Source organism: Enterobacter sp. BNK-14 (assembly GCF_047456095.1).
Lineage (GTDB): Bacteria > Pseudomonadota > Gammaproteobacteria > Enterobacterales > Enterobacteriaceae > Enterobacter > Enterobacter kobei.
This window is the reverse complement of the sequence record NZ_CP179897.1, coordinates 2362075-2386573: the sequence shown is the minus strand read 5'-3', so window position 1 is coordinate 2386573 and position 24499 is coordinate 2362075. Positions and strand designations below refer to the sequence as shown.

Sequence of the window (24499 nt, the reverse complement as noted above, 5' to 3'; positions counted from 1 at the left end):
GATTTTTCCTTAATTGATCAATGAGTTGAGTTGTAATATGGGCTGCATGATCGAGACAACGATAAACAAAACGATCGCTGCCATGACAACAATCAGCGCCGGTTCAAAAATCGCCAGGGTCAGCGAAATGCGATTTTGCAGCTGCACCTCCTGGTTATTTGTTGCACGCTGCATGAGTTCCCCGAGCTGGCCGCTTTTTTCCCCGGAAGCAATCATGTAAATCATCATGGGGGGAAATATTTGCGTCTGCTTCAGGGACTGGCTGATGCTATTTCCCTGGCGCACACTTTCTGCTGCGTCGCTGAGCCGCTGTCCAATTTCACGGTTGCCCACACCTTCTGCTGAGAGCGACATCCCTTCCAGGAGTGGAATACCGCTGCGATTGAGAATACTCAGGGCGCGCAGATAACGGGCGCTATTGATCGCGCAGACCAGCGGGGAGGTAATGCGAAACGCGATGAGCCAGCGATGAAAATGATCCCGGTTTTTCCCGCGCTTCAGCCAGAAAGAGAATAGCGTTCCACCACAGATCAGCGTCAGTGCGATCCAGGGACCGTATGTCGACAGAAAGTGACTAATAGCCAGTAACGTTCGGGTGGAAAGCGGTAGCTCATGCTTAAGATGAGTGAACTGCGCGGCGACCTTCGGTACCACCGTGGTAAGCAAAATGATAACGACCAGAATGGCGACCGTGGTGAGCAGGGCAGGGTAAATCAACGCCTGTGTGAGTTTGCTGCGCATTTGCTGACGTGCTTCATTATATTCGGCCAGCCTTTCAAGAACGGCGCCCAGCTGGCCGACCGTCTCTCCCGCTTTTACCAGGGTGCAAAAGACCGTATCAAACAGACGAGGGTGGGCTTGCATGGCCACAGAGAGGGGCTTTCCCTCCAGAACGGCGAGATGCAGAGAAGTGATGACGTCGGCCAGTTTTTTATTTTCTTTTTGCTGCTGAACAACGGCGAGCGCTTCATCCAGCGGCAACGCCGCGGCGATCAGCGTCGCCAGCTGACGCGTAAAAAGCGTTAATTCGCTGTGGCTGATTCGTGTCGAAAAAGCCCTGAGGGTGACCCTGGGCCGCTGCCGTTTTAGCGTTTGCGGTAATAACCCCTGGCTACGCAACTGCGCGACCATATCTCTTTCACTCGCGGCCTCACTCAGCCCCGTATGGCGGTTTCCCCGCGCGTCCGTCGCCGTCCAGTGAAATTTCATTGGCGCCCATCCGCTGGAGTCTGACCTTCAGAGGTCACCCGCAGAATTTCTTCAAGTGAGGTCATCCCTTCTGCCGCTACGCGAAGACCGTTTGCCAGCAGGCTGAGGTGATGACGACGCTGGATCTCTTCCAACTGCCTTTCATGGCGCTCATTGTGAATAGCGTCACGCAGTTCTGGTGTGGCGAGCAGCAGTTCATGGATAGCCATGCGCCCCTGATAGCCGCTTTGTCTGCAAGCGGTGCAACCCTTTGCTTGCCAGAGATGAGATGCATTAATCCCATGGGCTTGCAGGAGCTGTTGCTCCTGAGGCCGCACGGCGTGAGCCGTTTTACAGTGAGGGCATAGCCGTCTGACCAGACGTTGGGCAATCACCCCAACGAGCGAGGAAGAGAGAAGGAACGGCTCAACGCCCATATCCCGTAATCGCGTTACGGCACCGCACGCGCTATTGGTGTGGAGAGTGGAAAGCACCAGATGCCCGGTCAAAGAAGCCTGAACCGCAATTTGAGCGGTTTCGTTATCGCGAATTTCTCCTACCATGACGACATCAGGATCCTGACGTAAAATAGCGCGTAGTCCGCGGGAAAATGACATATCTACGCGGCTATTAACCTGGGTTTGTCCGATACCTTCCAGTTCGTATTCAATTGGGTCCTCTACCGTAAGCACATTGCGTTCTGGGCTATTTAGCGCGGAGAGAATGGCGTAGAGCGTGGTGCTTTTCCCGGAGCCCGTTGGCCCCGTGACCAGAATAATACCGTGGGGAAGGGCAAGCAGATTCTTCAGACTGTGTGTGTCTGCCGCTGACATATCCAGTTTATCGATGGATAAGCGCAGACTACTTTTATCCAACAGACGCAGAACAACACGTTCGCCATGCTGCGACGGGAGCGTCGACACACGGACATCCACATTTCGCTGACCAATTTTTAAGGTAATGCGTCCATCCTGCGGCAGCCTTTTTTCGGCAATATCCAGTTTGGCCATGATTTTGATACGTGAGATGAGTAAGGCCGCCAGTTTTTTATTCGGCTGAACCACCGGGCGCAAGATGCCATCAACCCGGAAGCGGATACTCATCGCTTTTTCAAACACTTCAATATGAATATCTGAGGCGTGTTCTTTAATTGCTTCGCTGAGCACGGCATTAATAAGCCTGATAACCGGCGCGTCCGACTGCTCGTTCAGCAGATCTTCATTCGTTGGGATCTCTTCAGAGAGAGTATTGAGATCGTCGGAATTATTAATATCTTCGGCAATTAACTGGGCTGACCCGCTGTTCTGTTGGTAAATAAGTTCCAGCTTTTCGGCAAACTGCTGCGGGGGGAGCCGGGTAAAACAGGTGCACTCTGGCGCAACGGATGCGAACTCGAGCAGATGCTCAAGTGTGGCATCTGTCGAGTAGAAGAGAGTCTCTCCTTGTAAGGCAATGCCATAGCGCTGCGCTTTTTTCCATGCGTGCTGACTCATTCCGTTCGACCTTCCCTGAACGGATTTTTGGCGTCCGGTGTTGCCGGTGCATTATTAAAAGCCCGATCTTCAAGCTCTTTGATGTTGTCGACGTTAATCAGTGTTTCACTTTGCTTTTCTCGTCTCTCTTTTTGCAGATCTTTGAAATTGGTGTATTTCTCACGTGAGAGTGAACGATAGACCTCATCGTCTCTGATAATGGTCGGGCGGATAAAGACCATCAGGTTACGTTTGCTTTTCTCATTGGATGTGTAGCGGAAAAGCTGTCCCACCAAAGGGATATCGCCCAGTAGGGGAACTTTTGAAACTTCTTGCTTACTGGCGTCATCCATCAAACCGCCAAGCACAACGGTTTCGCCACTTTTCACCAGGACGGCATTCTGTATTGTTCGGGTGTTGAAGGTTGGGCCGAGCGAGGAAGAGCTTGTCGATGTGTCGACGCTGGAAACCTCTTGCTCGATCTCCATCAGAACAGAATCACCCTCGTTAATCTGCGGGGTGACTTTTAACTTGGTCCCCACCGTCTTACGCTCGACGGTATTGTAAATATTATCGCCGGAGGTCGTCTGGGAACCGGAAAGTACGGGCACATCCTGCCCGACGTTGAAGGCTGCTTCTTTATTATCAAGCGTAACGATGCTGGGCGTAGACAGGATGTCGTTTTTGTTGTCGGTATTGAGTGCTGTGAGGAGCACCCCCCAGTCGCCGTTGAAAAAACCTGCCGCAAGGCCGTTATAATTACTGAAGAGGTTGTAAGCTGGGTTATCGCTGGTGATCCCTCCGTTTGCTTTGAATTCACCCACGCCCTGTGCCGCGTTAAAGATTGGCAGGCCAGTTTTGGTAAACTGTTGTCCACCAACGTTTTTCTCAGCCCACTGTACACCCAGGTTCAGACCTTTACCGTCCTGCACTTCAACGATAATCGCTTCCACCAGAACCTGTGCACGACGAATATCCAGCTTAGCGATAACCTCATCGAGTTGCTGGAGAATACCCTGATCGGCGGTCACAACCAGTGAGTTGGTTTGTTCATCTGCAGTAATAGAGATATCGCGGCTGCTGCTGGTTGCCGTATTGGTTGTGCCACTTTTGCCATCTTTCAGTTTTTGCGTGACACCGGTTAAAACGTCAACAAGCTTATCCGCTTTGGCATATTTCAGGTACCATACCCGCGTGTTTCCTTGCCCTTGCTCCTGGGTATCAAGACGTTTTACCAACTCAGTAATTCTTGCGCGGGCGCGTTCTGAGCCTCTGATAATCAGCGCATTGCTTCTTTTATCGGCAACGATGTGCGTTTGGAGTGTCGCAGGTTGTGCCTCTTTTGCGTTCTCACGCGACAGCGTGTTAAGGACATCGGCAAGATCGACAGCGGAAGCATATTTCAGCGGGATAATTTGCTCTTGCTCGTCACCCATGACATCGACACGTTTAATGACTTCCAGCATGCGATTGACGGTTGATGCTTTGCCGGTAATGACCAGCGCATTAGAGGGCTCATAATGCGAGACGTTACCGACATTACCGCCATCGAGCATTTGACGAAGCAGAGGAGACAGCGATCGCGCTGGAACATTTTCCAGAGAAACAATACGTGTCACCAGTTCATCACCCTTGCCGGGCTGCGTGTTACTGGTAAGCTTTCCTGGAAGATTTTTCACGGTTTCTGAACGCACGACTTTCAGCAGGCCATTATCAAGAGTGATAAGTGAAAAGCCATAAAGGTCGAGCACGCTCAGGAAAAATTGATAGTATTCCTCTTTATTAAAGGTATCTACGCTTCTGACGGAAATGGATGCTTTAACATCGGGATCAATCAGAATCGTTTTCCCCATGTTTTGTCCCACGATGTTGACAAACGTTTGAATGTCCGCACCGTTAAAATTCGCCGTGTAATCAGCTGAATATCCGGGCTTAGCGGTAGCGATGAGCAAAAAAAACAGCGAAAGCGCTTTCAGTCGCTGGCTTGCGGAGGTTCCATCCATTTATTTATCCTGACCGTCCTGGAATTGTTGAACAGCAACATTAATTAGTTTTGGTGATGCATTTCGCAAGAGGGTAATCTGAGCCGTCTGCAGATGTCTAAGTGCCTCCTGCGCCTGGGGTATATTCACCTGTTGCGTTAAAGACATATTGTTAAGCTGAATAGCAATGTCACCAGGTGCAATGGCTGTCCGTGAAAATAATTCTGTATTACCGCGAGGTAAAAGGCGCAATCCTCGCAAGACATTTTTATCAACGACAGGAATCGCTTCAATAAAATCTGACAATGTGACATCTGTTGGTGCCGGCTGCTCGTTCACTTTTTCTGGCGTTGCGGCAGGTGGCGTCAGTTCGGTAAGCAGCGTAAGCTGCGCGGTGTTTCCGCCTGAGGAGAAAAACACCTGGTTCTTAGTGATATCAATGATGCGCGTGCTGTTGGATGATTTAAGCACATCATCAATAGAATAGACATTCTGTTCCCCCCTTCCTGCAGAATGGCCCGGGACGATAATTTATCCGAACTATGAATAATACCGCTTAAATGGATATGGGACAGAGTATCTACGTTGCCACTCACTAATGGGGGCGCGTCAATGCGATTATTGACTGACGATGATAAATTCCATTTATATTTTTCATTAAAATTATTCAATGGCGTGATGATATCCTCATTAATCAGCGACGCTTTGTTATTACCCCACTGTATATATGCTGAGTAAATGAAGATAAAGACACCCATAGCGCTAGTCAATATAATCATAAGGCTCAGGGTGCGATACGATAACGCATTTTTCACTAAGGGAGAGATGGTTGCCATGAAATCACTTTTAAGAATGACTAAGAGTGAACGTGTTTCTTGTTTAAGTCCGTCATAATATAATCAGTCACTGGCACGCAGCAAGTCATATGCAATATATATCCCTGTTTTAGGAATAGAATAATTTTCGAGGTAATGCGGCTATTCATGGATGAGCTAAATACTTTTTATACTACGCGGCATTGTCTGATTCGGGACAGCATGTTTTCCACGTTAATTCAGGAACAATGGCTAATATTGCAGGGCGGTAAAGGGGCAGGAAAAAGTGTGCTTGCGCAAGGGGTGATTAGCGCGTGGCCTTATCGCGCGCTCACCATCAGCCCTTTGAACCGAAAAGGTTACCTGTGGGAGTGGGTGATTATTGCGGATTCGCAGACGGATAACAGTCTGGCGGGAAAAATATTCCCTGTTGAGAAGCTCTGGGAGGAACTGTACAGCGCGGGGACCGTGATACACGGCAGTATGCCGCTGTTTGTCCTGGAAGATGGACACCGAATCTCCAGGGGGCTTGTTTCAACGATTCTGGCGTTTATGACCATGATGCCGCAAGCCCGATTGCTACTTACAGGGATATTCAACCGTCGTCAGCAGCGCGAGTTACGGGTATTACAGCCGGTATGGTTTGAGATACCCGCGCCGGACAGTAAAGATTACCGCAAGGTGATCTCCTCTCATGCAGGCATTGGCCCTGAGACAACCAACACTCTTCCGGAACAATTTATCAGACGATGCATGAGACGTTGCGATGGCAATCTTCATCTTGCTGCGCGACTGGGAGGGGTTATTCGTCGTAATAAGATGGAGGGGGAGGAACATGCCGCCTCTATTATTGACGCTTCTCTTCAGCGTGAGGCGTTGCGTTACCTGCCCGCACCTGGCCGTCAGGGCGTAACCTGGTTGCTGCTGTTGGTGTTAACGGTGTTATGTGGTGGAGGAGGCGTATACTTCGCCAGGCCTCTTTCCCGCTGGCTGCCACCGCTCACAACGTTGCTTCCTGTAGAATTCTCAAGACCTGTCTCAACACATGCGCGACTGATGGCAGAGACGATGTCTACCAATGAATCGCTCAGTTTACTGTTTAGCGTCTGGGGGTATGAGGTAGACAAAGGAGAAGCCTGGTGCGATCAGGCATACCGGGGCGGGATGGCCTGCCTTTCCGGCACCGAAACGCTTGAAACACTGTTGTCTGACGGACTTCCCTGGGTCGCCACCCTGAAAGCAGGTAGCGCCAGTTTCCCTGTCGTCGTGATCGGGGGAGGAGAGAACACGCTTACCGTGCTGTCAGGAAATCAAACATGGATCCTTGATAAGGCATGGTTCAGCCATGTCTGGACAGGGAATGTGACGCGAATGTGGAAGCCATCGCCCGACGGCAACGCAAGCATAACAAAGAAGAGTAGCACCGATGACATTGTCTGGCTTGATACGATGCTGAGCCGCGTGCTGAATGTCGAGGCGGAAGGGACGGGAGAATGGAGTTCGCTGCTAACTGAGAAGGTCCGCCAGTTTCAGGCGCAAAATAAGATTAAAGTCGATGGTGTGATGGGACAGTTGTCACTTATCAGGCTATGGCAAGCCCTGGGTGAAAGTCCAACGTTGATTCAGGAAAGAGGGACGATATGAGCGAGCAAACGGAAACCTCTTTGCAGCCCAAAGTACGCTTTGTCCGGCCAGATATGCCGCGCCCGCTTTGGGCGGGGATATGCATCGCATTGTCCTGGCTTTTATATAGTGTGGGTTGCGCGGTCGTCGGGTATTACCTGTACCGCGGGATTGCTCTGCACGCGTCTTCATCACCAGAGCCTCAGCATTATCGGCTTTCTGAGGAGCACTATATCTATAAGAAGCGTCCCTTGCCGGTGCCGGTGCCGGTGGAAGAGACGGATGTTAGTGTGTCGGAGGAAAGCGACGCTGAGCATCCGGTTGCTGCCGGGGAAAAGGGCGATCTTGAAGCGCGTGTTAAGCAGGCGATAGCAGATATTGACCAGTAGTGTACGTGTCTTGCAAAAGGTTGGTTATTATCGACACAGTCGACTTGCATTAAGCCTGTAAATACGTATAATGCGCGGGCTTGTCGTAATTGACGGCTGGTTCGATATGAACCTGGGTAGCGCATTTTGTTACTCAACAATGCTCCCAATTGGGGAGCTACGTAAGAACGGTTACACTCTCCCATCAATCGTAATGGGTTTGAGGAGTAATCATTTTCGTTTATAAAATAATTGGAGCTCTGGTCTCATGCAGAACCAAAGAATCCGTATCCGCCTTAAAGCGTTTGATCATCGTCTGATCGATCAATCAACCGCGGAAATCGTCGAGACTGCTAAGCGCACTGGTGCGCAAGTCCGTGGTCCGATCCCGCTGCCGACCCGCAAAGAGCGCTTTACCGTTCTGATCTCTCCGCACGTTAACAAAGACGCGCGTGATCAGTACGAAATCCGCACTCACAAGCGTCTGGTTGACATCGTTGAGCCAACTGAGAAAACCGTTGATGCTCTGATGCGTCTGGATCTGGCTGCCGGTGTAGACGTGCAGATCAGCCTGGGTTAATCAGGTCATCGAGCGATTGAGAGGTTGAAACAATGATTGGTTTAGTCGGTAAAAAAGTGGGTATGACCCGCATCTTCACTGAAGATGGCGTTTCTATCCCAGTAACCGTAATCGAAGTTGAAGCAAACCGCGTTACTCAGGTTAAAGATCTGGCTAACGATGGCTACCGCGCTATTCAGGTTACCACTGGTGCTAAAAAAGCTAACCGTGTAACCAAACCAGAAGCGGGTCACTTCGCTAAAGCTGGCGTAGAAGCTGGCCGTGGTCTGTGGGAATTCCGTCTTGCTGAAGGCGAAGAGTTCACCGTAGGTCAGGACATTAGCGTTGAGCTGTTTGCTGACGTTAAAAAAGTTGACGTAACCGGTACCTCTAAAGGTAAAGGTTTTGCTGGTACCGTTAAGCGCTGGAACTTCCGTACCCAGGACGCTACCCACGGTAACTCCTTGTCTCACCGCGTTCCGGGTTCTATCGGTCAGAACCAGACTCCGGGCAAAGTGTTCAAAGGCAAGAAAATGGCAGGTCAGCTGGGTAACGAACGTGTAACCGTTCAGAGCCTGGACGTAGTACGTGTTGACGCTGAGCGCAACCTGCTGCTGGTTAAAGGTGCGGTCCCGGGTGCAACCGGTAGCGACCTGATCGTTAAACCAGCTGTGAAGGCGTAAGGGGATAGCAATGGAATTAGTATTGAAAGACGCGCAGAGCGCGCTGACTGTTTCCGAAACTACCTTCGGTCGTGATTTCAACGAAGCGCTGGTTCACCAGGTTGTTGTTGCTTATGCAGCTGGTGCTCGTCAGGGTACTCGTGCTCAGAAGACTCGTGCTGAAGTAACTGGTTCTGGCAAAAAGCCATGGCGCCAGAAAGGTACCGGCCGTGCGCGTTCAGGTTCTATCAAGAGCCCGATCTGGCGTTCAGGTGGCGTGACCTTCGCTGCGCGTCCACAGGACCACAGTCAAAAAGTTAACAAAAAGATGTACCGCGGCGCGCTGAAAAGCATCCTGTCCGAACTGGTACGTCAGGATCGTCTGATCGTTGTCGAGAAGTTCTCTGTAGAAGCGCCTAAAACTAAGCTGCTGGCTCAGAAACTGAAAGACATGGCTCTGGAAGATGTGCTGATCATCACCGGTGAGCTGGACGAGAACCTGTTCCTGGCCGCACGTAACCTGCACAAGGTTGACGTACGCGATGCGACTGGTATCGACCCGGTTAGCCTGATCGCCTTCGACAAAGTCGTAATGACTGCTGATGCTGTTAAGCAAGTTGAGGAGATGCTGGCATGATTCGTGAAGAACGTCTGCTGAAGGTGCTTCGCGCACCGCACGTTTCTGAAAAAGCGTCTACTGCGATGGAAAAAACAAACACCATCGTTCTCAAAGTTGCTAAAGACGCGACCAAAGCAGAGATCAAAGCTGCTGTGCAGAAACTGTTTGAAGTCGAAGTCGAAGTCGTTAACACCCTGGTTGTTAAAGGGAAAGTTAAACGTCACGGACAGCGTATCGGTCGTCGTAGCGACTGGAAAAAAGCTTACGTCACCCTGAAAGAAGGCCAGAACCTGGACTTCGTTGGCGGCGCTGAGTAAGTCGGAGGAGTAATACAATGGCAGTTGTTAAATGTAAACCGACATCTCCGGGTCGTCGCCACGTAGTTAAAGTGGTTAACCCTGAGCTGCACAAGGGCAAACCTTTTGCTCCGTTGCTGGAAAAAAACAGCAAATCCGGTGGTCGTAACAACAATGGCCGTATCACCACTCGTCACATCGGTGGTGGCCACAAGCAGGCTTATCGTATTGTTGACTTCAAACGCAACAAAGACGGTATCCCAGCAGTTGTTGAACGTCTTGAGTACGATCCGAACCGTTCCGCGAACATCGCGCTGGTTCTGTACAAAGATGGCGAACGCCGTTACATCCTGGCCCCTAAAGGCCTGAAAGCTGGCGACCAGATTCAGTCTGGCGTTGATGCTGCAATCAAAGCAGGTAACACCCTGCCGATGCGCAATATCCCGGTTGGTTCTACCGTTCATAACGTAGAAATGAAACCAGGTAAAGGCGGTCAGCTGGCGCGTTCCGCGGGTACTTACGTTCAGATCGTTGCGCGCGACGGTGCTTATGTCACCCTGCGTCTGCGTTCTGGTGAAATGCGTAAAGTCGAAGCAGACTGCCGCGCTACTCTGGGCGAAGTTGGCAATGCTGAGCATATGCTGCGCGTTCTGGGTAAAGCAGGTGCTGCACGCTGGCGTGGTGTTCGTCCTACCGTTCGCGGTACTGCGATGAACCCAGTCGACCACCCACATGGTGGTGGTGAAGGTCGTAACTTTGGTAAGCACCCGGTAACTCCGTGGGGCGTTCAGACCAAAGGTAAGAAGACCCGCAGCAACAAGCGTACTGATAAATTTATCGTACGTCGCCGTAGCAAATAATTTTAGAGGATAAGCCATGCCACGTTCTCTCAAGAAAGGTCCTTTTATTGACCTGCACTTGCTGAAGAAGGTAGAGAAAGCGGTGGAAAGCGGAGACAAGAAGCCCCTGCGCACTTGGTCCCGTCGTTCAACGATCTTTCCTAACATGATCGGTTTGACCATCGCTGTCCATAATGGTCGTCAGCACGTTCCAGTCTTTGTTACCGACGAAATGGTTGGTCACAAACTGGGTGAATTCGCACCGACTCGTACTTATCGCGGCCACGCTGCTGATAAAAAAGCGAAGAAGAAATAAGGTAGGAGGAAGAGATGGAAACTTTAGCTCAACATCGCCATGCTCGTTCTTCTGCACAGAAGGTTCGCCTTGTTGCTGACCTGATTCGCGGTAAGAAAGTGTCGCAGGCCCTGGACATCCTGACCTATACCAACAAGAAAGCTGCGGTATTGGTCAAGAAAGTACTGGAATCTGCCATTGCTAACGCTGAACACAACGATGGCGCTGACATCGACGATCTGAAAGTCGCGAAAATTTTCGTAGATGAAGGCCCAAGCATGAAGCGCATTATGCCGCGTGCGAAAGGTCGTGCAGATCGCATCCTGAAGCGCACCAGCCACATTACTGTGGTTGTGTCCGATCGCTGAGACTCTGGAGACTAGCAATGGGTCAGAAAGTACATCCTAATGGTATTCGCCTGGGTATTGTAAAACCATGGAACTCTACCTGGTTTGCGAACACCAAAGAATTCGCTGACAACCTGGACAGCGATTTTAAAGTACGTCAGTACCTGACTAAGGAACTGGCTAAAGCGTCTGTATCTCGTATCGTTATCGAGCGTCCAGCTAAGAGCATCCGTGTGACTATTCACACTGCTCGTCCTGGCATCGTTATCGGTAAGAAAGGCGAAGACGTAGAAAAACTGCGCAAGGTCGTAGCGGATATCGCTGGCGTTCCTGCACAGATCAATATCGCTGAAGTTCGTAAGCCTGAACTGGACGCTAAATTGGTTGCTGACAGCATCACTTCTCAGCTGGAACGTCGTGTTATGTTCCGTCGTGCTATGAAGCGTGCTGTACAGAACGCAATGCGTCTGGGCGCTAAGGGTATCAAAGTTGAAGTTAGCGGCCGTCTGGGCGGCGCGGAAATCGCACGTACCGAATGGTACCGTGAAGGTCGCGTACCGCTGCACACTCTGCGTGCTGACATCGACTACAACACCTCTGAAGCGCACACCACTTACGGTGTAATCGGCGTTAAGGTATGGATCTTCAAAGGTGAGATCCTGGGTGGTATGGCTGCTGTTGAACAACCGGAAAAACCGGCTGCTCAACCTAAAAAGCAGCAGCGTAAAGGCCGTAAATAAGGAGCGTCGCTGATGTTACAACCAAAGCGTACAAAATTCCGTAAAGTGCACAAAGGCCGCAACCGTGGTCTGGCGCAGGGTACGGATGTTAGCTTCGGCACTTTCGGTCTGAAAGCTGTTGGCCGTGGTCGTCTGACTGCACGTCAGATCGAAGCAGCACGTCGTGCAATGACCCGTGCAGTTAAGCGTCAAGGTAAGATCTGGATCCGTGTATTCCCGGACAAACCGATCACCGAGAAGCCGCTGGAAGTTCGTATGGGTAAAGGTAAAGGTAACGTGGAGTACTGGGTTGCCTTGATCCAACCGGGCAAAGTCCTTTATGAAATGGACGGTGTTCCGGAAGAGCTGGCCCGTGAAGCCTTCGGCCTGGCAGCAGCGAAACTGCCTATCAAAACCACCTTTGTAACTAAGACGGTGATGTAATGAAAGCAAAAGAGCTGCGTGAAAAAAGCGTTGAAGAGCTGAACGCTGAGCTGCTGAACCTGCTGCGTGAGCAGTTCAACCTGCGTATGCAGGCTGCAAGTGGCCAGCTGCAACAGACTCACCTGCTGAAGCAAGTGCGTCGCAATGTTGCACGCGTTAAGACTTTACTGACTCAGAAGGCGGGTGCGTAATGACCGATAAAATCCGTACTCTGCAAGGTCGTGTTGTTAGCGACAAAATGGAGAAATCCATTGTTGTAGCTATCGAACGTATTGTGAAACACCCGATCTACGGTAAATTCATCAAGCGTACGACCAAACTGCACGTACATGACGAGAACAACGAATGTGGTATCGGCGACAAGGTTGAAATCCGTGAATGCCGTCCACTGTCCAAGACTAAGTCCTGGACGCTGGTTCGCGTTGTAGAGAAAGCGGTTCTGTAATACAGTACGCATTCTCAATACGAATAAACGGCTCAGCGATGAGCCGTTTATTTTTTCTACCCATATTGCAGAAGCGGTGTTATAATGCCGCGCCCTCGATATGGGGCTTTTTAACGGCTCTGATTTTAGAGTCTCAGGTAGTAGTTGACATTAGCGGAGCACTAAAATGATCCAAGAACAGACTATGCTGAACGTCGCCGACAACTCCGGTGCACGTCGCGTAATGTGTATCAAGGTTCTGGGTGGCTCGCACCGTCGCTACGCAGGCGTAGGCGACATCATCAAGATCACCATCAAAGAAGCAATTCCACGTGGTAAGGTCAAAAAAGGTGATGTGCTGAAAGCGGTAGTGGTGCGCACCAAGAAGGGTGTTCGTCGCCCTGACGGTTCTGTCATTCGCTTCGATGGTAATGCATGCGTTATTTTGAACAATAACAGCGAGCAGCCTATCGGCACGCGTATCTTTGGGCCGGTAACTCGTGAACTTCGTACTGAGAAGTTCATGAAAATTATCTCTCTGGCACCAGAAGTACTCTAAGGAGCGAATCATGGCAGCGAAAATCCGTCGTGATGACGAAGTTATCGTGTTAACCGGTAAAGATAAAGGTAAACGCGGTAAAGTAAAAAATGTTCTGTCTTCCGGCAAACTCGTCGTTGAAGGTATCAACCTGGTTAAGAAACATCAGAAGCCGGTTCCGGCCCTGAACCAACCAGGTGGCATCGTTGAAAAAGAAGCTGCTATTCAGGTTTCTAACGTTGCAATCTTCAATGCGGCTACCGGCAAGGCTGACCGTGTAGGCTTTAGATTCGAAGACGGCAAAAAAGTCCGTTTCTTCAAGTCTAACAGCGAAACTATCAAGTAATTTGGAGTAGTACGATGGCGAAACTGCATGATTACTACAAAGACGAAGTAGTTAACAAACTCATGACTGAGTTTAACTACAATTCTGTCATGCAAGTCCCTCGGGTCGAGAAGATCACCCTGAACATGGGTGTTGGTGAAGCGATCGCTGACAAGAAACTGCTGGATAACGCAGCAGCTGACCTGACAGCAATCTCCGGTCAAAAACCGCTGATCACCAAAGCACGCAAATCTGTTGCAGGCTTCAAAATCCGTCAGGGCTATCCGATCGGCTGTAAAGTAACTCTGCGTGGCGAACGCATGTGGGAGTTCTTTGAGCGCCTGATCACTATTGCTGTTCCACGTATCCGTGACTTCCGTGGCTTGTCCGCTAAGTCTTTCGACGGTCGTGGTAACTACAGCATGGGTGTCCGTGAGCAGATCATCTTCCCAGAAATCGACTACGATAAAGTCGACCGCGTGCGTGGTTTGGATATTACCATTACCACTACTGCGAAATCTGACGAAGAAGGCCGTGCTCTGCTGGCTGCCTTTGACTTCCCGTTCCGCAAGTAAGGTAGGGTTACTGAATGGCTAAGCAATCAATGAAAGCACGCGAAGTAAAGCGCGTAGCTTTAGCTGATAAATTCTTCGCTAAACGCGCTGAACTGAAAGCGATCATTTCTGATGTGAACGCTTCCGACGAAGATCGTTGGAATGCGGTTCTCAAGCTGCAGTCTCTGCCGCGTGATTCCAGCCCGTCTCGTCAGCGTAACCGCTGTCGTCAAACAGGTCGTCCACATGGTTATGTGGGCAAGTTTGGGTTGAGCCGTATCAAACTGCGTGAAGCCGCCATGCGCGGTGAAGTGCCAGGCTTGAAAAAGGCTAGCTGGTAATTACCAATTGAATCACGGGAGTAAAGACAGATGAGCATGCAAGATCCGATCGCGGATATGCTGACCCGTATCCGTAACGGTCAGGCCGCGAACAAAGTTGCGGTCACCATGCCTTCCGCCAAGCTGAAAGTGGCAATTGCCAACGTGCTGAAGGAAGAAGGTTTTATCGAAGATTTTAAAGTTGAAGGCGACACCAAGCCGGAACTGGAACTTACTCTCAAGTATTTCCAGGGTAAAGCTGTTGTAGAAAGCATTCAGCGTGTCAGCCGCCCAGGCCTGCGCATCTATAAGAAAAAAGATGAGCTGCCAAAAGTTATGGCTGGTCTTGGTATCGCAGTTGTTTCTACCTCTAAAGGTGTTATGACTGATCGTGCAGCGCGCCAGGCTGGTCTTGGTGGCGAAATTATCTGCTACGTAGCCTAATCGGAGGAAAGAATGTCTCGTGTTGCTAAAGCACCGGTCGTCATTCCTGCCGGCGTTGATGTTAAAATCGACGGTCAGGTTATTACGATCAAAGGTAAAAACGGCGAGCTGACTCGTACCCTCAACAAAGCTGTTGAAGTTAAACATGCAGATAACGCTCTGACCTTCGGTCCACGTGATGGTTTCGTGGATGGATGGGCTCAGGCTGGTACCGCGCGTGCCCTGCTGAACTCAATGGTTGTTGGTGTTACCGAAGGCTTCACTAAAAAGCTTCAGCTGGTTGGTGTAGGTTATCGTGCAGCGATCAAAGGGAATGCAGTAGGCCTGTCTCTGGGCTTCTCACACCCTGTTGAGCATCCGCTGCCGGCCGGTATCACTGCAGAATGTCCGACTCAAACTGAAATCGTGCTGAAAGGCGCTGATAAACAGCTGATCGGTCAGGTTGCAGCAGATCTGCGCGCCTACCGTCGTCCTGAGCCTTACAAAGGCAAGGGTGTTCGTTACGCCGACGAAGTCGTGCGTACCAAAGAGGCTAAGAAGAAGTAAGGTAACACTATGGATAAGAAATCTGCTCGTATCCGTCGTGCGACCCGCGCACGCCGCAAGCTCAAAGAGCTGGGTGCAACTCGCCTGGTGGTACATCGTACCCCGCGTCATATTTACGCACAGGTAATTGCACCGAACGGTTCTGAAGTTCTGGTAGCTGCTTCTACTGTAGAAAAAGCTATCTCAGAACAATTGAAGTACACCGGTAACAAAGACGCCGCTGCAGCTGTAGGTAAAGCTGTTGCTGAACGCGCTCTGGAAAAAGGCATCAGCAATGTTTCCTTTGACCGTTCCGGGTTCCAATATCATGGTCGTGTCCAGGCACTGGCAGATGCTGCCCGTGAAGCTGGCCTTCAGTTCTAAGGTAGAGGTGTAAGATGGCTCACATCGAAAAACAGGCTGGCGAACTGCAGGAAAAGCTGATCGCGGTAAACCGCGTATCTAAAACCGTTAAAGGTGGTCGTATTTTCTCCTTCACAGCTCTGACTGTAGTAGGCGATGGTAACGGTCGCGTTGGTTTTGGTTACGGTAAAGCGCGTGAAGTTCCAGCAGCGATCCAGAAAGCGATGGAAAAAGCCCGTCGCAATATGATTAACGTCGCGCTGAACAACGGCACCCTGCAACACCCTGTTAAAGGTGTTCACACGGGTTCTCGTGTATTCATGCAGCCAGCTTCAGAAGGTACCGGTATCATCGCCGGTGGTGCAATGCGCGCCGTTCTGGAAGTTGCTGGGGTTCATAACGTTCTGGCCAAAGCATATGGTTCCACCAACCCGATTAACGTGGTTCGTGCAACTATTGATGGCCTGGAAAATATGAATTCTCCAGAAATGGTCGCTGCCAAGCGTGGTAAATCCGTTGAAGAAATTCTGGGGTAATTGACCATGGCAAAGACTATTAAAATCACTCAAACCCGCAGTGCAATCGGTCGTCTGCCGAAACACAAGGCAACGCTGCTTGGCCTGGGTCTGCGTCGTATTGGTCATACCGTTGAGCGCGAGGATACTCCTGCTGTTCGTGGTATGGTCAACGCGGTTTACTTCATGGTTAAAGTTGAGGAGTAAGAGATGCGTTTAAATACTCTGTCTCCGGCCGAAGGCTCTAAAAAGGCGGGTAAACGCCTGGGTCGTGGTATCGGTTCTGGCCTCGGCAAAACCGGTGGTCGTGGTCACAAAGGTCAGAACTCTCGTTCTGGCGGTGGCGTACGTCGCGGTTTCGAGGGTGGCCAGATGCCACTGTACCGTCGTCTGCCGAAGTTCGGCTTCACCTCTCGCAAAGCAGCGATCACAGCGGAAATCCGTCTGTCTGACCTGGCGAAAGTTGAAGGCGGCGTTGTAGACCTGAACACGCTGAAAGCAGCAAACATTATCGGTATTCAGATCGAGTTCGCGAAAGTGATCCTGTCTGGTGAAGTTTCTACTCCGGTAACTGTTCGTGGCCTGCGTGTTACTAAAGGTGCTCGTGCTGCTATCGAAGCTGCTGGCGGTAAAATTGAGGAATAAGTAGCAGATGGCTAAGCAACCGGGATTAGATTTTCAAAGTGCCAAAGGTGGATTTGGCGAGCTGAAACGCAGACTGCTGTTTGTTATCGGCGCGCTGATTGTGTTCCGTATTGGCTCTTTTATTCCGATCCCTGGTATCGATGCCGCTGTACTTGCCAAACTGCTTGAGCAACAGCGAGGCACCATCATTGAAATGTTCAACATGTTCTCTGGTGGTGCTCTCAGCCGTGCTTCTATCTTCGCTCTGGGTATCATGCCGTATATTTCGGCATCGATTATTATCCAGCTGCTGACGGTCGTTCATCCGGCCCTGGCAGAATTGAAGAAAGAAGGGGAGTCTGGACGTCGTAAGATTAGTCAGTACACCCGTTACGGTACTCTGGTGCTGGCAATATTCCAGTCGATCGGTATTGCTACCGGTCTGCCGAATATGCCTGGTATGCAGGGCCTGGTATTAAACCCAGGCTTTGCATTCTATTTCACCGCTGTTGTTAGTCTGGTCACAGGGACGATGTTCCTGATGTGGCTCGGCGAACAGATTACTGAGCGTGGTATCGGTAACGGTATCTCAATCATTATCTTCGCCGGTATTGTTGCGGGTCTTCCGCCAGCCATCGCCCACACTATCGAGCAAGCGCGTCAAGGCGACCTGCACTTCCTCCTGTTGCTGTTGGTTGCAGTATTAGTATTTGCAGTGACGTTCTTTGTTGTCTTCGTTGAACGTGGTCAACGCCGCATTGTGGTGAACTACGCGAAACGTCAGCAAGGTCGTCGTGTCTATGCTGCACAGAGCACACATTTACCGCTGAAAGTGAATATGGCGGGGGTAATCCCGGCAATCTTCGCTTCCAGTATTATTCTGTTCCCGGCAACCATCGCGTCATGGTTCGGGGGCGGTACTGGTTGGAACTGGCTGACAACAATTTCGCTGTATTTGCAGCCTGGGCAACCACTTTATGTGTTACTCTATGCGTCTGCGATCATCTTCTTCTGTTTCTTCTACACGGCGTTGGTCTTCAACCCGCGTGAAACAGCAGATAACCTGAAGAAGTCCGGTGCATTTGTACCAGGAATTCGTCCGGGAGAGCAAACGGCGAAGTATATCGATAAAGTAATGACCCGCCTGACTTTGGTTGGTGCGCTTTATATTACTTTTATCTGCCTGATCCCGGAGTTCATGCGTGATGCAATGAAAGTACCGTTCTACTTCGGTGGGACCTCACTGCTTATCGTTGTTGTCGTGATTATGGACTTTATGGCTCAAGTGCAAACTCTGATGATGTCCAGTCAGTATGAGTCTGCATTGAAGAAGGCGAACCTGAAAGGCTACGGCCGCTAATTGGTCGCCTGAGAAGTTACGGAGAGTAAAAATGAAAGTTCGTGCTTCCGTCAAGAAATTATGCCGTAACTGCAAAATCGTTAAGCGTGATGGTGTCATCCGTGTGATTTGCAGTGCCGAGCCGAAGCATAAACAGCGCCAAGGCTGATTATTTCGCATATTTTTCTTGCAAAGTTGGGTTGAGCTGGCTAGATTAGCCAGCCAATCTTTTGTATGTCTGTACGTTTCCATTTGAGTATCCTGAAAACGGGCTTTTCAGCATGGTGCGTACATATTAAATAGTAGGAGTGCATAGTGGCCCGTATAGCAGGCATTAACATTCCTGATCAGAAACATGCTGTGATCGCATTAACTTCGATCTACGGCGTCGGCAAGACCCGTTCTAAAGCCATTCTGGCTGCAGCGGGTATCGCTGAAGATGTTAAGATCAGTGAGCTGTCTGAAGAACAAATCGACACGCTGCGTGACGAAGTTGCCAAATTTGTCGTTGAAGGTGATCTGCGCCGTGAAATCAGCATGAGCATCAAGCGCCTGATGGATCTTGGTTGCTATCGCGGTTTGCGTCATCGTCGTGGTCTGCCAGTGCGCGGTCAGCGTACTAAGACCAACGCACGTACCCGTAAGGGTCCGCGCAAACCGATCAAGAAATAATCGGGGTGATTGAATAATGGCAAAGGCACCAGTTCGTGCACGTAAACGTGTAAGAAAACAAGTCTCTGACGGCGTGGCTCATATCCATGCTTCTTTCAACAACACCATCGTTACTATTACTGATCGTCAGGGTAACGCTTTGGGTTGGGCAACAGCCGGTGGTTCCGGTTTCCGTGGTTCTCGCAAATCCACTCCGTTCGCAGCTCAGGTTGCAGCAGAGCGTTGCGCTGAAGCCGTAAAAGAATACGGCATCAAGAATCTGGAAGTTATGGTTAAAGGTCCGGGTCCGGGTCGTGAATCTACTGTTCGCGCTCTGAACGCCGCTGGTTTCCGCATCACGAATATTACTGATGTGACTCCGATCCCTCATAACGGTTGTCGTCCGCCGAAAAAACGTCGCGTATAACGCTCGTTTTTTAGGTTAGTTGGAGATAGAAAATGGCAAGATATTTGGGTCCTAAGCTCAAGCTGAGCCGTCGTGAGGGCACCGACTTATTCCTTAAGTCTGGCGTTCGCGCGATCGATACCAAGTGTAAAATTGAACAAGCTCCTGGCCAGCACGGTGCGCGTAAACCGCGTCTGTCTGACTATGGTGTGCAGTTGCGTGAAAAGCAAAAAGTTCGCCGTATCTACGGTGTGCTGGAGCGTCAGTTCCGTAACTACTATAAAGAAGCAGCACGTCTGAAAGGCAACACAGGTGAAAACCTGCTGGCTCTGCTGGAAGGTCGTCTGGACAACGTTGTTTACCGTATGGGCTTCGGCGCGACTCGTGCTGAATCACGCCAGTTGGTTAGCCACAAAGCAATCATGGTAAACGGTCGTGTTGTTAACATCGCTTCTTATCAGGTTAAAGCGAATGACGTTGTTAGCATTCGTGAGAAAGCGAAAAAGCAATCTCGCGTGAAGGCCGCTCTGGAGCTGGCTGAGCAGCGTGAAAAGCCAACCTGGCTGGAAGTTGATGCTGGCAAGATGGAAGGTACGTTCAAGCGTCAGCCGGAACGTTCTGATCTGTCTGCGGACATTAACGAACACCTGATCGTCGAGCTTTACTCCAAGTAAAGCTTAGTACCAAAGAGAGGACACAATGCAGGGTTCTGTGACAGAGTTTCTAAAACCGCGCCTGGTAGATATCGAGCAAGTGAGTTCGACGCACGCCAAGGTGACCCTTGAGCCTTTAGAGCGTGGCTTTGGCCATACTCTGGGTAACGCACTGCGCCGTATTCTGCTCTCATCGATGCCGGGTTGCGCGGTGACCGAGGTTGAGATTGATGGTGTACTTCATGAGTACAGCACCAAAGAAGGCGTTCAGGAAGATATCCTTGAAATCCTGCTCAACCTGAAAGGGCTGGCGGTGAGAGTTCAGGGTAAAGATGAAGTTATTCTTACTCTGAATAAATCTGGCATTGGCCCTGTGACTGCAGCCGACATCACCCACGACGGTGATGTTGAAATCGTCAAGCCGCAGCACGTGATCTGCCACCTGACCGATGAGAACGCAGCTATTAGCATGCGTATCAAAGTTCAGCGCGGTCGTGGTTATGTGCCGGCTTCTGCCCGAATTCATTCGGAAGAAGATGAGCGCCCAATCGGCCGTCTGCTGGTCGACGCATGCTACAGCCCTGTAGAGCGTATTGCCTACAATGTTGAAGCAGCGCGTGTAGAACAGCGTACCGACCTGGACAAGCTGGTCATCGAAATGGAAACCAACGGCACAATCGATCCTGAAGAGGCGATTCGTCGTGCGGCAACCATCCTGGCAGAACAACTGGAAGCTTTCGTTGACTTACGTGATGTTCGTCAGCCGGAAGTGAAAGAAGAGAAACCAGAATTCGATCCGATCCTGCTGCGCCCTGTTGACGATCTCGAATTGACTGTCCGCTCTGCTAACTGCCTCAAGGCAGAAGCTATCCACTATATCGGTGATCTGGTACAGCGTACCGAGGTTGAGTTGCTGAAAACGCCGAACTTGGGTAAAAAATCTCTTACCGAGATTAAAGACGTGCTGGCTTCACGTGGTTTGTCTCTGGGCATGCGCCTGGAAAACTGGCCACCAGCAAGCATTGCTGACGAGTAACCGGATCACAGGTTAAGGTTTTACTGAGAAGGATAAGGTCATGCGCCATCGTAAGAGTGGTCGTCAACTGAACCGCAACAGCAGCCATCGCCAGGCTATGTTCCGCAACATGGCAGGTTCACTGGTTCGTCATGAAATCATCAAGACGACCCTGCCTAAAGCGAAAGAGCTGCGTCGCGTAGTTGAGCCGCTGATTACTCTTGCCAAGACTGACAGCGTTGCTAATCGTCGTCTGGCATTCGCCCGCACTCGTGATAACGAGATCGTGGCAAAACTGTTTAACGAACTGGGCCCGCGTTTCGCGAGCCGTGCCGGTGGTTACACTCGCATTCTGAAGTGTGGTTTCCGTGCAGGCGACAACGCGCCGATGGCTTACATCGAGCTGGTTGATCGTTCAGAGAAAGCAGAAGCTGCTGCAGAGTAATCTGCAGTAACGTAAAAAAACCCGCCTCGGCGGGTTTTTTTATATCCGCAGTATCTCCACTTCTCTACAATGTCTGTATTAATTCTGTTCATCCCCTGGAGCTGACGATGTGGTTGCTTGACCAGTGGGCAGAACGCCATATTCGCGATGCCCAAAATAAAGGTGATTTCGACGATCTCCCCGGAAGCGGCGAACCTCTTGTGCTGGAAGATGATTCGCATATTGCGCCTGAACTGCGGGCCGGATACCGTTTACTAAAAAACGCCGGCTGTCTTCCTCCTGAGCTTGAGCAGCGCAGAGAGGCCGTTGAACTTATCGATTTGCTAAAAGGTATTCGTCGGGACGATCCACGACATACTGAACTTAGCCGCAGGCTTGCCCTTGTCGAGCTCAAGTTACGTCAGGCCGGGTTGAGTACTGAATTTCTGCATGGCGAATACAGTGAAAGATTGATGCAGAAAATAAACGAGGAGTAGCGATGTACCGTATCGGTGAACTTGCAAAGCTCGCGAACGTAACGCCGGATACTATCCGATATTACGAAAAGCAGCAGATGATCGATCATGAAGTACGCACAGAAGGCGGGTTTCGGCTTTATACCGATAACGATCTACAGCGTTTAAGATTTATACGCTATGCGCGACAGCTTGGATTCACGCTGGACTCGATCCGCGAGTTATTATCGATCCGCATCGATCCTGAACATCATACCTGCCAGGAATCAAAAAGCATCGTGCAGGCCCGGCTTGATGAAGTTGAAGCCCGTATTCAGGAGCTGCAAACCATGCAACGTTCTCTGCAAAGGCTGAATGATGCCTGCTGTGGAACGGCCCATAGCAGTATTTATTGTTCAATTCTTGAAGCCCTTGAACAGGGGGCCAGTGGAGAAACGCGGGGATGTTGATTTTTAATCCACCCGGGTCTAGACTTCAGTCGTCATAAATCATGCTCAGGAGAAAAGATGAGCCACTATCAGCATACGAAGGGACAAATTAAAGACAATGCCATTGAGGCCTTACTTCACGACCCGCTTTTTCGACAGCGTGTTGAAAAGAATAAAAAAGGGAAGGGAAGTTATCTGCGTAAAAACAAACATGCAAAACGGGGTAACTGGGAGGCCAGTGGCAAGCAAGCGAATCGCTTATTTACCACTGGCCTTCCTGCTTTAATTTGCTGATTAAACGCGGTTGTTCTGCTCTTTTAACAGATCGCGGATTTCAGTCAGCAAGACTTCTTCTTTCGTTGGTGCTGGCGCAGCTGCTGGCTCTTCTTTTTTACGGTTGAGTCTGTTGATCAGCTTGATAGCCATGAAAATAGCAAACGCCACAATCACGAAATCAAATACGTTCTGAATAAATAAGCCATAATGCATCACTACTGCCGGGATATCCCCCTGCGCTTCACGCAGCGTGAAGGCAAATTGTTTGAAATCAATGCCCCCGATGAGCAACCCTAAAGGTGGCATGATGATATCTGCAACTAATGATGAAACAATCTTGCCGAATGCCGCACCAATAATGACACCCACTGCCAAATCAACCACGTTCCCGCGCATCGCAAATTCGCGAAATTCTTTAATAAAACTCATTATGTTCTCCTTGTGCCAGCTGACGACTATAAGTTTAACAAATGATTAGCTATTTGCCATTCGGGATAATTAAACGTTATGAAAAATAAAAGGCACAGGAATTAAGCGGTTAAAGCGTGGGTGCTCGTATGCGAGCACCCGACTCATTAAAGGAAGAAGGGACTTGGCTGGAATAAACGTTCGACGTCGGTAATAAACTTTTTATCGGTAAGGAACATAATTACGTGATCGCCTTGTTCAATACGCAAATTATCATTGGCGATCATGACATCATTCCCACGCACGACAGCGCCGATTATGGTGCCTGGCGGCAATTTAATTTCGTCGATGGCGCGGCCCACAACGCGTGACGTGGTTTCATCACCATGCGCCACCGCTTCAATGGCTTCAGCCACACCGCGGCGGAGCGATGAAACACCGACAATGTCCGCTTTACGTACATGGCTAAGCAGGGCAGAAATCGTTGCCTGCTGCGGTGAAATGGCAATATCAATAACGCTGCCCTGAACGAGATCAACATAAGCCTTACGCTGGATAAGCACCATGACCTTCTTTGCCCCCATACGCTTGGCGAGCATGGCAGACATAATATTCGCCTCGTCATCATTAGTGACGGCAATAAAAAGATCTACTTGATCAATATGTTCTTCTGCCAGCAGCTCCTGATCCGACGCATCGCCATAAAATACGATCGTATTTTGCAACTTCTCCGCCAGTTCAGAAGCACGCTGTTGATCGCGCTCGATCAATTTCACGCTATAGTCTTTTTCCAGCCTGCGCGCGAGACCCGCGCCGATATTGCCGCCGCCGACCAGCATAATACGTTTATAAGGCTTTTCGAGACGCTGTAGCTCACTCATCACCGCACGGATATGCTGAGAGGCAGCAATAAAGAAGACCTCATCGCCAGCTTCGACAATGGTAGAGCCTTGCGGGCGGATAGGTCTGTCGTGACGGAAAATAGCGGCGACGCGCGTATCAATATGGGGCATATGTTCGCGCATGGTGGACAACGCGTTGCCAATCAATGGCCCACCGTAATAAGCCTTAACTACAGCCAGACTGACTTTCCCTTCGGCAAAGTTCACCACCTGCAGTGCCCCTGGATATTCGATCAGGCGATAGATATTGTCGATAACCAGTTGTTCAGGCGCGATGAGATGATCGATTGGAACCGCTTCTGAATTAAACAGTTTCTCGGCATCGCGAACATAGTCCGGAGAGCGGATACGTGCGATTCGGTTTGGTGTGTTGAAAAGCGAATAGGCTACCTGACAAGCCACCATATTGGTTTCATCAGAACTGGTGACCGCAACCAGCATGTCGGCATCGTCAGCGCCAGCCTCGCGCAGAACGCGCGGATGCGAACCGTGACCCTGCACAACGCGAAGGTCAAATTTGTCCTGCAATACGCGCAGACGATCTCCGTTGGTATCAACAATAGTGATGTCATTGTTTTCGCCAACCAGGTTTTCTGCCAGCGTTCCACCAACCTGTCCTGCGCCCAGAATGATAATCTTCATATCTTGTGACCTGTTCTCA

General features: G+C 50.3%; 39 protein-coding genes. 33 read left to right on the top strand and 6 right to left on the bottom strand.

Annotated features, from left to right (window positions below; translation table 11 throughout):
• Positions 1-9 precede the first annotated feature (9 nt).
• The 4 genes from gspF to ACMGGM_RS11440 are packed head-to-tail and all read right to left on the bottom strand — an operon-like array spanning position 10 to position 5113.
• On the bottom strand, positions 10-1209 hold the full coding sequence (gene gspF, locus ACMGGM_RS11455; RefSeq protein ID WP_045135132.1) for a type II secretion system inner membrane protein GspF: 1200 nt from the start codon (positions 1207-1209) through the stop codon (positions 10-12).
• Complete coding sequence (gspE, locus tag ACMGGM_RS11450; protein ID WP_023331444.1) at positions 1206-2681, bottom strand: type II secretion system ATPase GspE; 1476 nt, start codon at positions 2679-2681, stop codon at positions 1206-1208. Before gspE ends, gspF begins: the two co-directional genes overlap by 4 nt.
• Complete coding sequence (gene gspD / locus ACMGGM_RS11445; protein WP_072251823.1) at positions 2678-4663, bottom strand: type II secretion system secretin GspD; 1986 nt, start codon at positions 4661-4663, stop codon at positions 2678-2680. Before gspD ends, gspE begins: the two co-directional genes overlap by 4 nt.
• Positions 4664-5113: a hypothetical protein gene (locus ACMGGM_RS11440; protein WP_414149020.1), complete on the bottom strand. Its 450-nt coding sequence runs from the start codon at positions 5111-5113 to the stop codon at positions 4664-4666. It lies immediately after the preceding gene.
• 566 nt (positions 5114-5679) lie between these two features.
• On the opposite strand from ACMGGM_RS11440, the gene ACMGGM_RS11435 reads away from it, so the two are divergent.
• From ACMGGM_RS11435 to ACMGGM_RS11275, 33 genes are all read left to right on the top strand, one after another.
• Positions 5680-7101 carry a peptidoglycan-binding domain-containing protein gene (locus ACMGGM_RS11435; protein WP_157843297.1) on the top strand — a complete coding sequence of 474 codons (1422 nt, stop codon included), beginning with the start codon at positions 5680-5682 and terminating at the stop codon, positions 7099-7101.
• Positions 7098-7469, top strand: a complete 372-nt coding sequence (locus tag ACMGGM_RS11430) for a hypothetical protein (protein WP_048997388.1) — start codon at positions 7098-7100, stop codon at positions 7467-7469. The genes ACMGGM_RS11435 and ACMGGM_RS11430 overlap by 4 nt, the downstream gene beginning before the upstream one ends.
• A 247-nt stretch (positions 7470-7716) precedes the next feature.
• Complete coding sequence (rpsJ, locus tag ACMGGM_RS11425; RefSeq protein ID WP_001181005.1) at positions 7717-8028, top strand: 30S ribosomal protein S10; 312 nt, start codon at positions 7717-7719, stop codon at positions 8026-8028.
• A gap of 32 nt (positions 8029-8060) precedes the next feature.
• Entirely contained in the window at positions 8061-8690 is a 630-nt protein-coding gene (gene rplC, locus ACMGGM_RS11420; RefSeq protein ID WP_003863274.1) for a 50S ribosomal protein L3, read from the top strand.
• 10 nt (positions 8691-8700) lie between these two features.
• Positions 8701-9306, top strand: coding sequence for a 50S ribosomal protein L4 (gene rplD / locus ACMGGM_RS11415; RefSeq protein ID WP_000424395.1), 606 nt, complete (start codon positions 8701-8703; stop codon positions 9304-9306).
• Positions 9303-9605 (top strand): 50S ribosomal protein L23, encoded by a 303-nt coding sequence (gene rplW / locus ACMGGM_RS11410; protein WP_000617546.1) that lies wholly within the window; start codon positions 9303-9305, stop codon positions 9603-9605. The genes rplD and rplW overlap by 4 nt, the downstream gene beginning before the upstream one ends.
• Positions 9606-9622: 17 nt before the next feature.
• Positions 9623-10444 (top strand): 50S ribosomal protein L2, encoded by an 822-nt coding sequence (gene rplB, locus ACMGGM_RS11405; RefSeq protein ID WP_000301859.1) that lies wholly within the window; start codon positions 9623-9625, stop codon positions 10442-10444.
• Positions 10445-10460: 16 nt separating this feature from the next.
• Complete coding sequence (gene rpsS, locus ACMGGM_RS11400) at positions 10461-10739, top strand: 30S ribosomal protein S19 (RefSeq protein ID WP_001138117.1); 279 nt, start codon at positions 10461-10463, stop codon at positions 10737-10739.
• A gap of 14 nt (positions 10740-10753) precedes the next feature.
• On the top strand, positions 10754-11086 hold the full coding sequence (rplV, locus tag ACMGGM_RS11395) for a 50S ribosomal protein L22 (protein ID WP_002919773.1): 333 nt from the start codon (positions 10754-10756) through the stop codon (positions 11084-11086).
• A 17-nt stretch (positions 11087-11103) separates the two neighbouring features.
• The gene (gene rpsC / locus ACMGGM_RS11390; RefSeq protein WP_000529945.1) at positions 11104-11805 is read left to right on the top strand and encodes a 30S ribosomal protein S3; all 702 of its coding nucleotides are present in this window, start codon (positions 11104-11106) and stop codon (positions 11803-11805) included.
• A 12-nt stretch (positions 11806-11817) separates the two neighbouring features.
• On the top strand, positions 11818-12228 hold the full coding sequence (rplP, locus tag ACMGGM_RS11385; protein ID WP_002919759.1) for a 50S ribosomal protein L16: 411 nt from the start codon (positions 11818-11820) through the stop codon (positions 12226-12228).
• A complete protein-coding gene (rpmC, locus tag ACMGGM_RS11380) occupies positions 12228-12419 on the top strand; it encodes a 50S ribosomal protein L29 (RefSeq protein WP_003863282.1) in 192 nt (63 codons plus the stop codon). The genes rplP and rpmC overlap by 1 nt, the downstream gene beginning before the upstream one ends.
• Positions 12419-12673, top strand: coding sequence for a 30S ribosomal protein S17 (rpsQ, locus tag ACMGGM_RS11375; protein ID WP_008503489.1), 255 nt, complete (start codon positions 12419-12421; stop codon positions 12671-12673). The genes rpmC and rpsQ overlap by 1 nt, the downstream gene beginning before the upstream one ends.
• Positions 12674-12839: 166 nt before the next feature.
• Positions 12840-13211: a 50S ribosomal protein L14 gene (gene rplN / locus ACMGGM_RS11370; RefSeq protein WP_002919748.1), complete on the top strand. Its 372-nt coding sequence runs from the start codon at positions 12840-12842 to the stop codon at positions 13209-13211.
• 10 nt (positions 13212-13221) lie between these two features.
• Positions 13222-13536: a 50S ribosomal protein L24 gene (gene rplX, locus ACMGGM_RS11365; RefSeq protein ID WP_003863287.1), complete on the top strand. Its 315-nt coding sequence runs from the start codon at positions 13222-13224 to the stop codon at positions 13534-13536.
• A gap of 14 nt (positions 13537-13550) precedes the next feature.
• The gene (rplE, locus tag ACMGGM_RS11360; RefSeq protein WP_001096206.1) at positions 13551-14090 is read left to right on the top strand and encodes a 50S ribosomal protein L5; all 540 of its coding nucleotides are present in this window, start codon (positions 13551-13553) and stop codon (positions 14088-14090) included.
• Positions 14091-14104: 14 nt separating this feature from the next.
• The gene (gene rpsN / locus ACMGGM_RS11355) at positions 14105-14410 is read left to right on the top strand and encodes a 30S ribosomal protein S14 (RefSeq protein WP_003863291.1); all 306 of its coding nucleotides are present in this window, start codon (positions 14105-14107) and stop codon (positions 14408-14410) included.
• A 30-nt stretch (positions 14411-14440) separates the two neighbouring features.
• Positions 14441-14833: a 30S ribosomal protein S8 gene (gene rpsH, locus ACMGGM_RS11350; RefSeq protein ID WP_006178918.1), complete on the top strand. Its 393-nt coding sequence runs from the start codon at positions 14441-14443 to the stop codon at positions 14831-14833.
• A 12-nt stretch (positions 14834-14845) separates the two neighbouring features.
• On the top strand, positions 14846-15379 hold the full coding sequence (rplF, locus tag ACMGGM_RS11345; protein ID WP_003863296.1) for a 50S ribosomal protein L6: 534 nt from the start codon (positions 14846-14848) through the stop codon (positions 15377-15379).
• A gap of 9 nt (positions 15380-15388) precedes the next feature.
• Positions 15389-15742, top strand: coding sequence for a 50S ribosomal protein L18 (gene rplR, locus ACMGGM_RS11340; RefSeq protein WP_003863297.1), 354 nt, complete (start codon positions 15389-15391; stop codon positions 15740-15742).
• 14 nt (positions 15743-15756) lie between these two features.
• A complete protein-coding gene (rpsE, locus tag ACMGGM_RS11335; protein ID WP_003863299.1) occupies positions 15757-16257 on the top strand; it encodes a 30S ribosomal protein S5 in 501 nt (166 codons plus the stop codon).
• A 6-nt stretch (positions 16258-16263) separates the two neighbouring features.
• A complete protein-coding gene (gene rpmD, locus ACMGGM_RS11330; RefSeq protein ID WP_003863301.1) occupies positions 16264-16443 on the top strand; it encodes a 50S ribosomal protein L30 in 180 nt (59 codons plus the stop codon).
• 3 nt (positions 16444-16446) lie between these two features.
• Positions 16447-16881 carry a 50S ribosomal protein L15 gene (rplO, locus tag ACMGGM_RS11325; protein WP_014885468.1) on the top strand — a complete coding sequence of 145 codons (435 nt, stop codon included), beginning with the start codon at positions 16447-16449 and terminating at the stop codon, positions 16879-16881.
• A gap of 7 nt (positions 16882-16888) precedes the next feature.
• On the top strand, positions 16889-18220 hold the full coding sequence (gene secY / locus ACMGGM_RS11320) for a preprotein translocase subunit SecY (protein WP_003863305.1): 1332 nt from the start codon (positions 16889-16891) through the stop codon (positions 18218-18220).
• A gap of 31 nt (positions 18221-18251) precedes the next feature.
• Entirely contained in the window at positions 18252-18368 is a 117-nt protein-coding gene (gene rpmJ / locus ACMGGM_RS11315) for a 50S ribosomal protein L36 (RefSeq protein WP_000868187.1), read from the top strand.
• A 146-nt stretch (positions 18369-18514) separates the two neighbouring features.
• The gene (gene rpsM, locus ACMGGM_RS11310) at positions 18515-18871 is read left to right on the top strand and encodes a 30S ribosomal protein S13 (RefSeq protein WP_003863308.1); all 357 of its coding nucleotides are present in this window, start codon (positions 18515-18517) and stop codon (positions 18869-18871) included.
• 16 nt (positions 18872-18887) lie between these two features.
• The gene (rpsK, locus tag ACMGGM_RS11305) at positions 18888-19277 is read left to right on the top strand and encodes a 30S ribosomal protein S11 (protein ID WP_003863312.1); all 390 of its coding nucleotides are present in this window, start codon (positions 18888-18890) and stop codon (positions 19275-19277) included.
• A 32-nt stretch (positions 19278-19309) separates the two neighbouring features.
• Positions 19310-19930: a 30S ribosomal protein S4 gene (rpsD, locus tag ACMGGM_RS11300; RefSeq protein ID WP_003863314.1), complete on the top strand. Its 621-nt coding sequence runs from the start codon at positions 19310-19312 to the stop codon at positions 19928-19930.
• Positions 19931-19955: 25 nt separating this feature from the next.
• Positions 19956-20945: a DNA-directed RNA polymerase subunit alpha gene (locus tag ACMGGM_RS11295; protein ID WP_002919219.1), complete on the top strand. Its 990-nt coding sequence runs from the start codon at positions 19956-19958 to the stop codon at positions 20943-20945.
• A 40-nt stretch (positions 20946-20985) separates the two neighbouring features.
• Positions 20986-21369, top strand: a complete 384-nt coding sequence (rplQ, locus tag ACMGGM_RS11290; protein WP_001216368.1) for a 50S ribosomal protein L17 — start codon at positions 20986-20988, stop codon at positions 21367-21369.
• Between the two features lie 107 nt (positions 21370-21476).
• Positions 21477-21845 (top strand): DUF1992 domain-containing protein, encoded by a 369-nt coding sequence (locus ACMGGM_RS11285; protein WP_014885466.1) that lies wholly within the window; start codon positions 21477-21479, stop codon positions 21843-21845.
• Between the two features lie 2 nt (positions 21846-21847).
• Positions 21848-22273, top strand: a complete 426-nt coding sequence (gene zntR / locus ACMGGM_RS11280) for a Zn(2+)-responsive transcriptional regulator (protein WP_014885465.1) — start codon at positions 21848-21850, stop codon at positions 22271-22273.
• Between the two features lie 57 nt (positions 22274-22330).
• On the top strand, positions 22331-22546 hold the full coding sequence (locus ACMGGM_RS11275; RefSeq protein ID WP_014885464.1) for an alternative ribosome-rescue factor A: 216 nt from the start codon (positions 22331-22333) through the stop codon (positions 22544-22546).
• Here the strand turns inward: ACMGGM_RS11275 and mscL are convergent, their stop codons facing one another.
• Together mscL and trkA are read right to left on the bottom strand one after the other, a co-directional pair.
• On the bottom strand, positions 22547-22957 hold the full coding sequence (gene mscL, locus ACMGGM_RS11270) for a large-conductance mechanosensitive channel protein MscL (protein WP_045135129.1): 411 nt from the start codon (positions 22955-22957) through the stop codon (positions 22547-22549).
• 146 nt (positions 22958-23103) lie between these two features.
• Entirely contained in the window at positions 23104-24480 is a 1377-nt protein-coding gene (gene trkA, locus ACMGGM_RS11265; protein ID WP_014885463.1) for a Trk system potassium transporter TrkA, read from the bottom strand.
• Positions 24481-24499 lie beyond the last annotated feature (19 nt).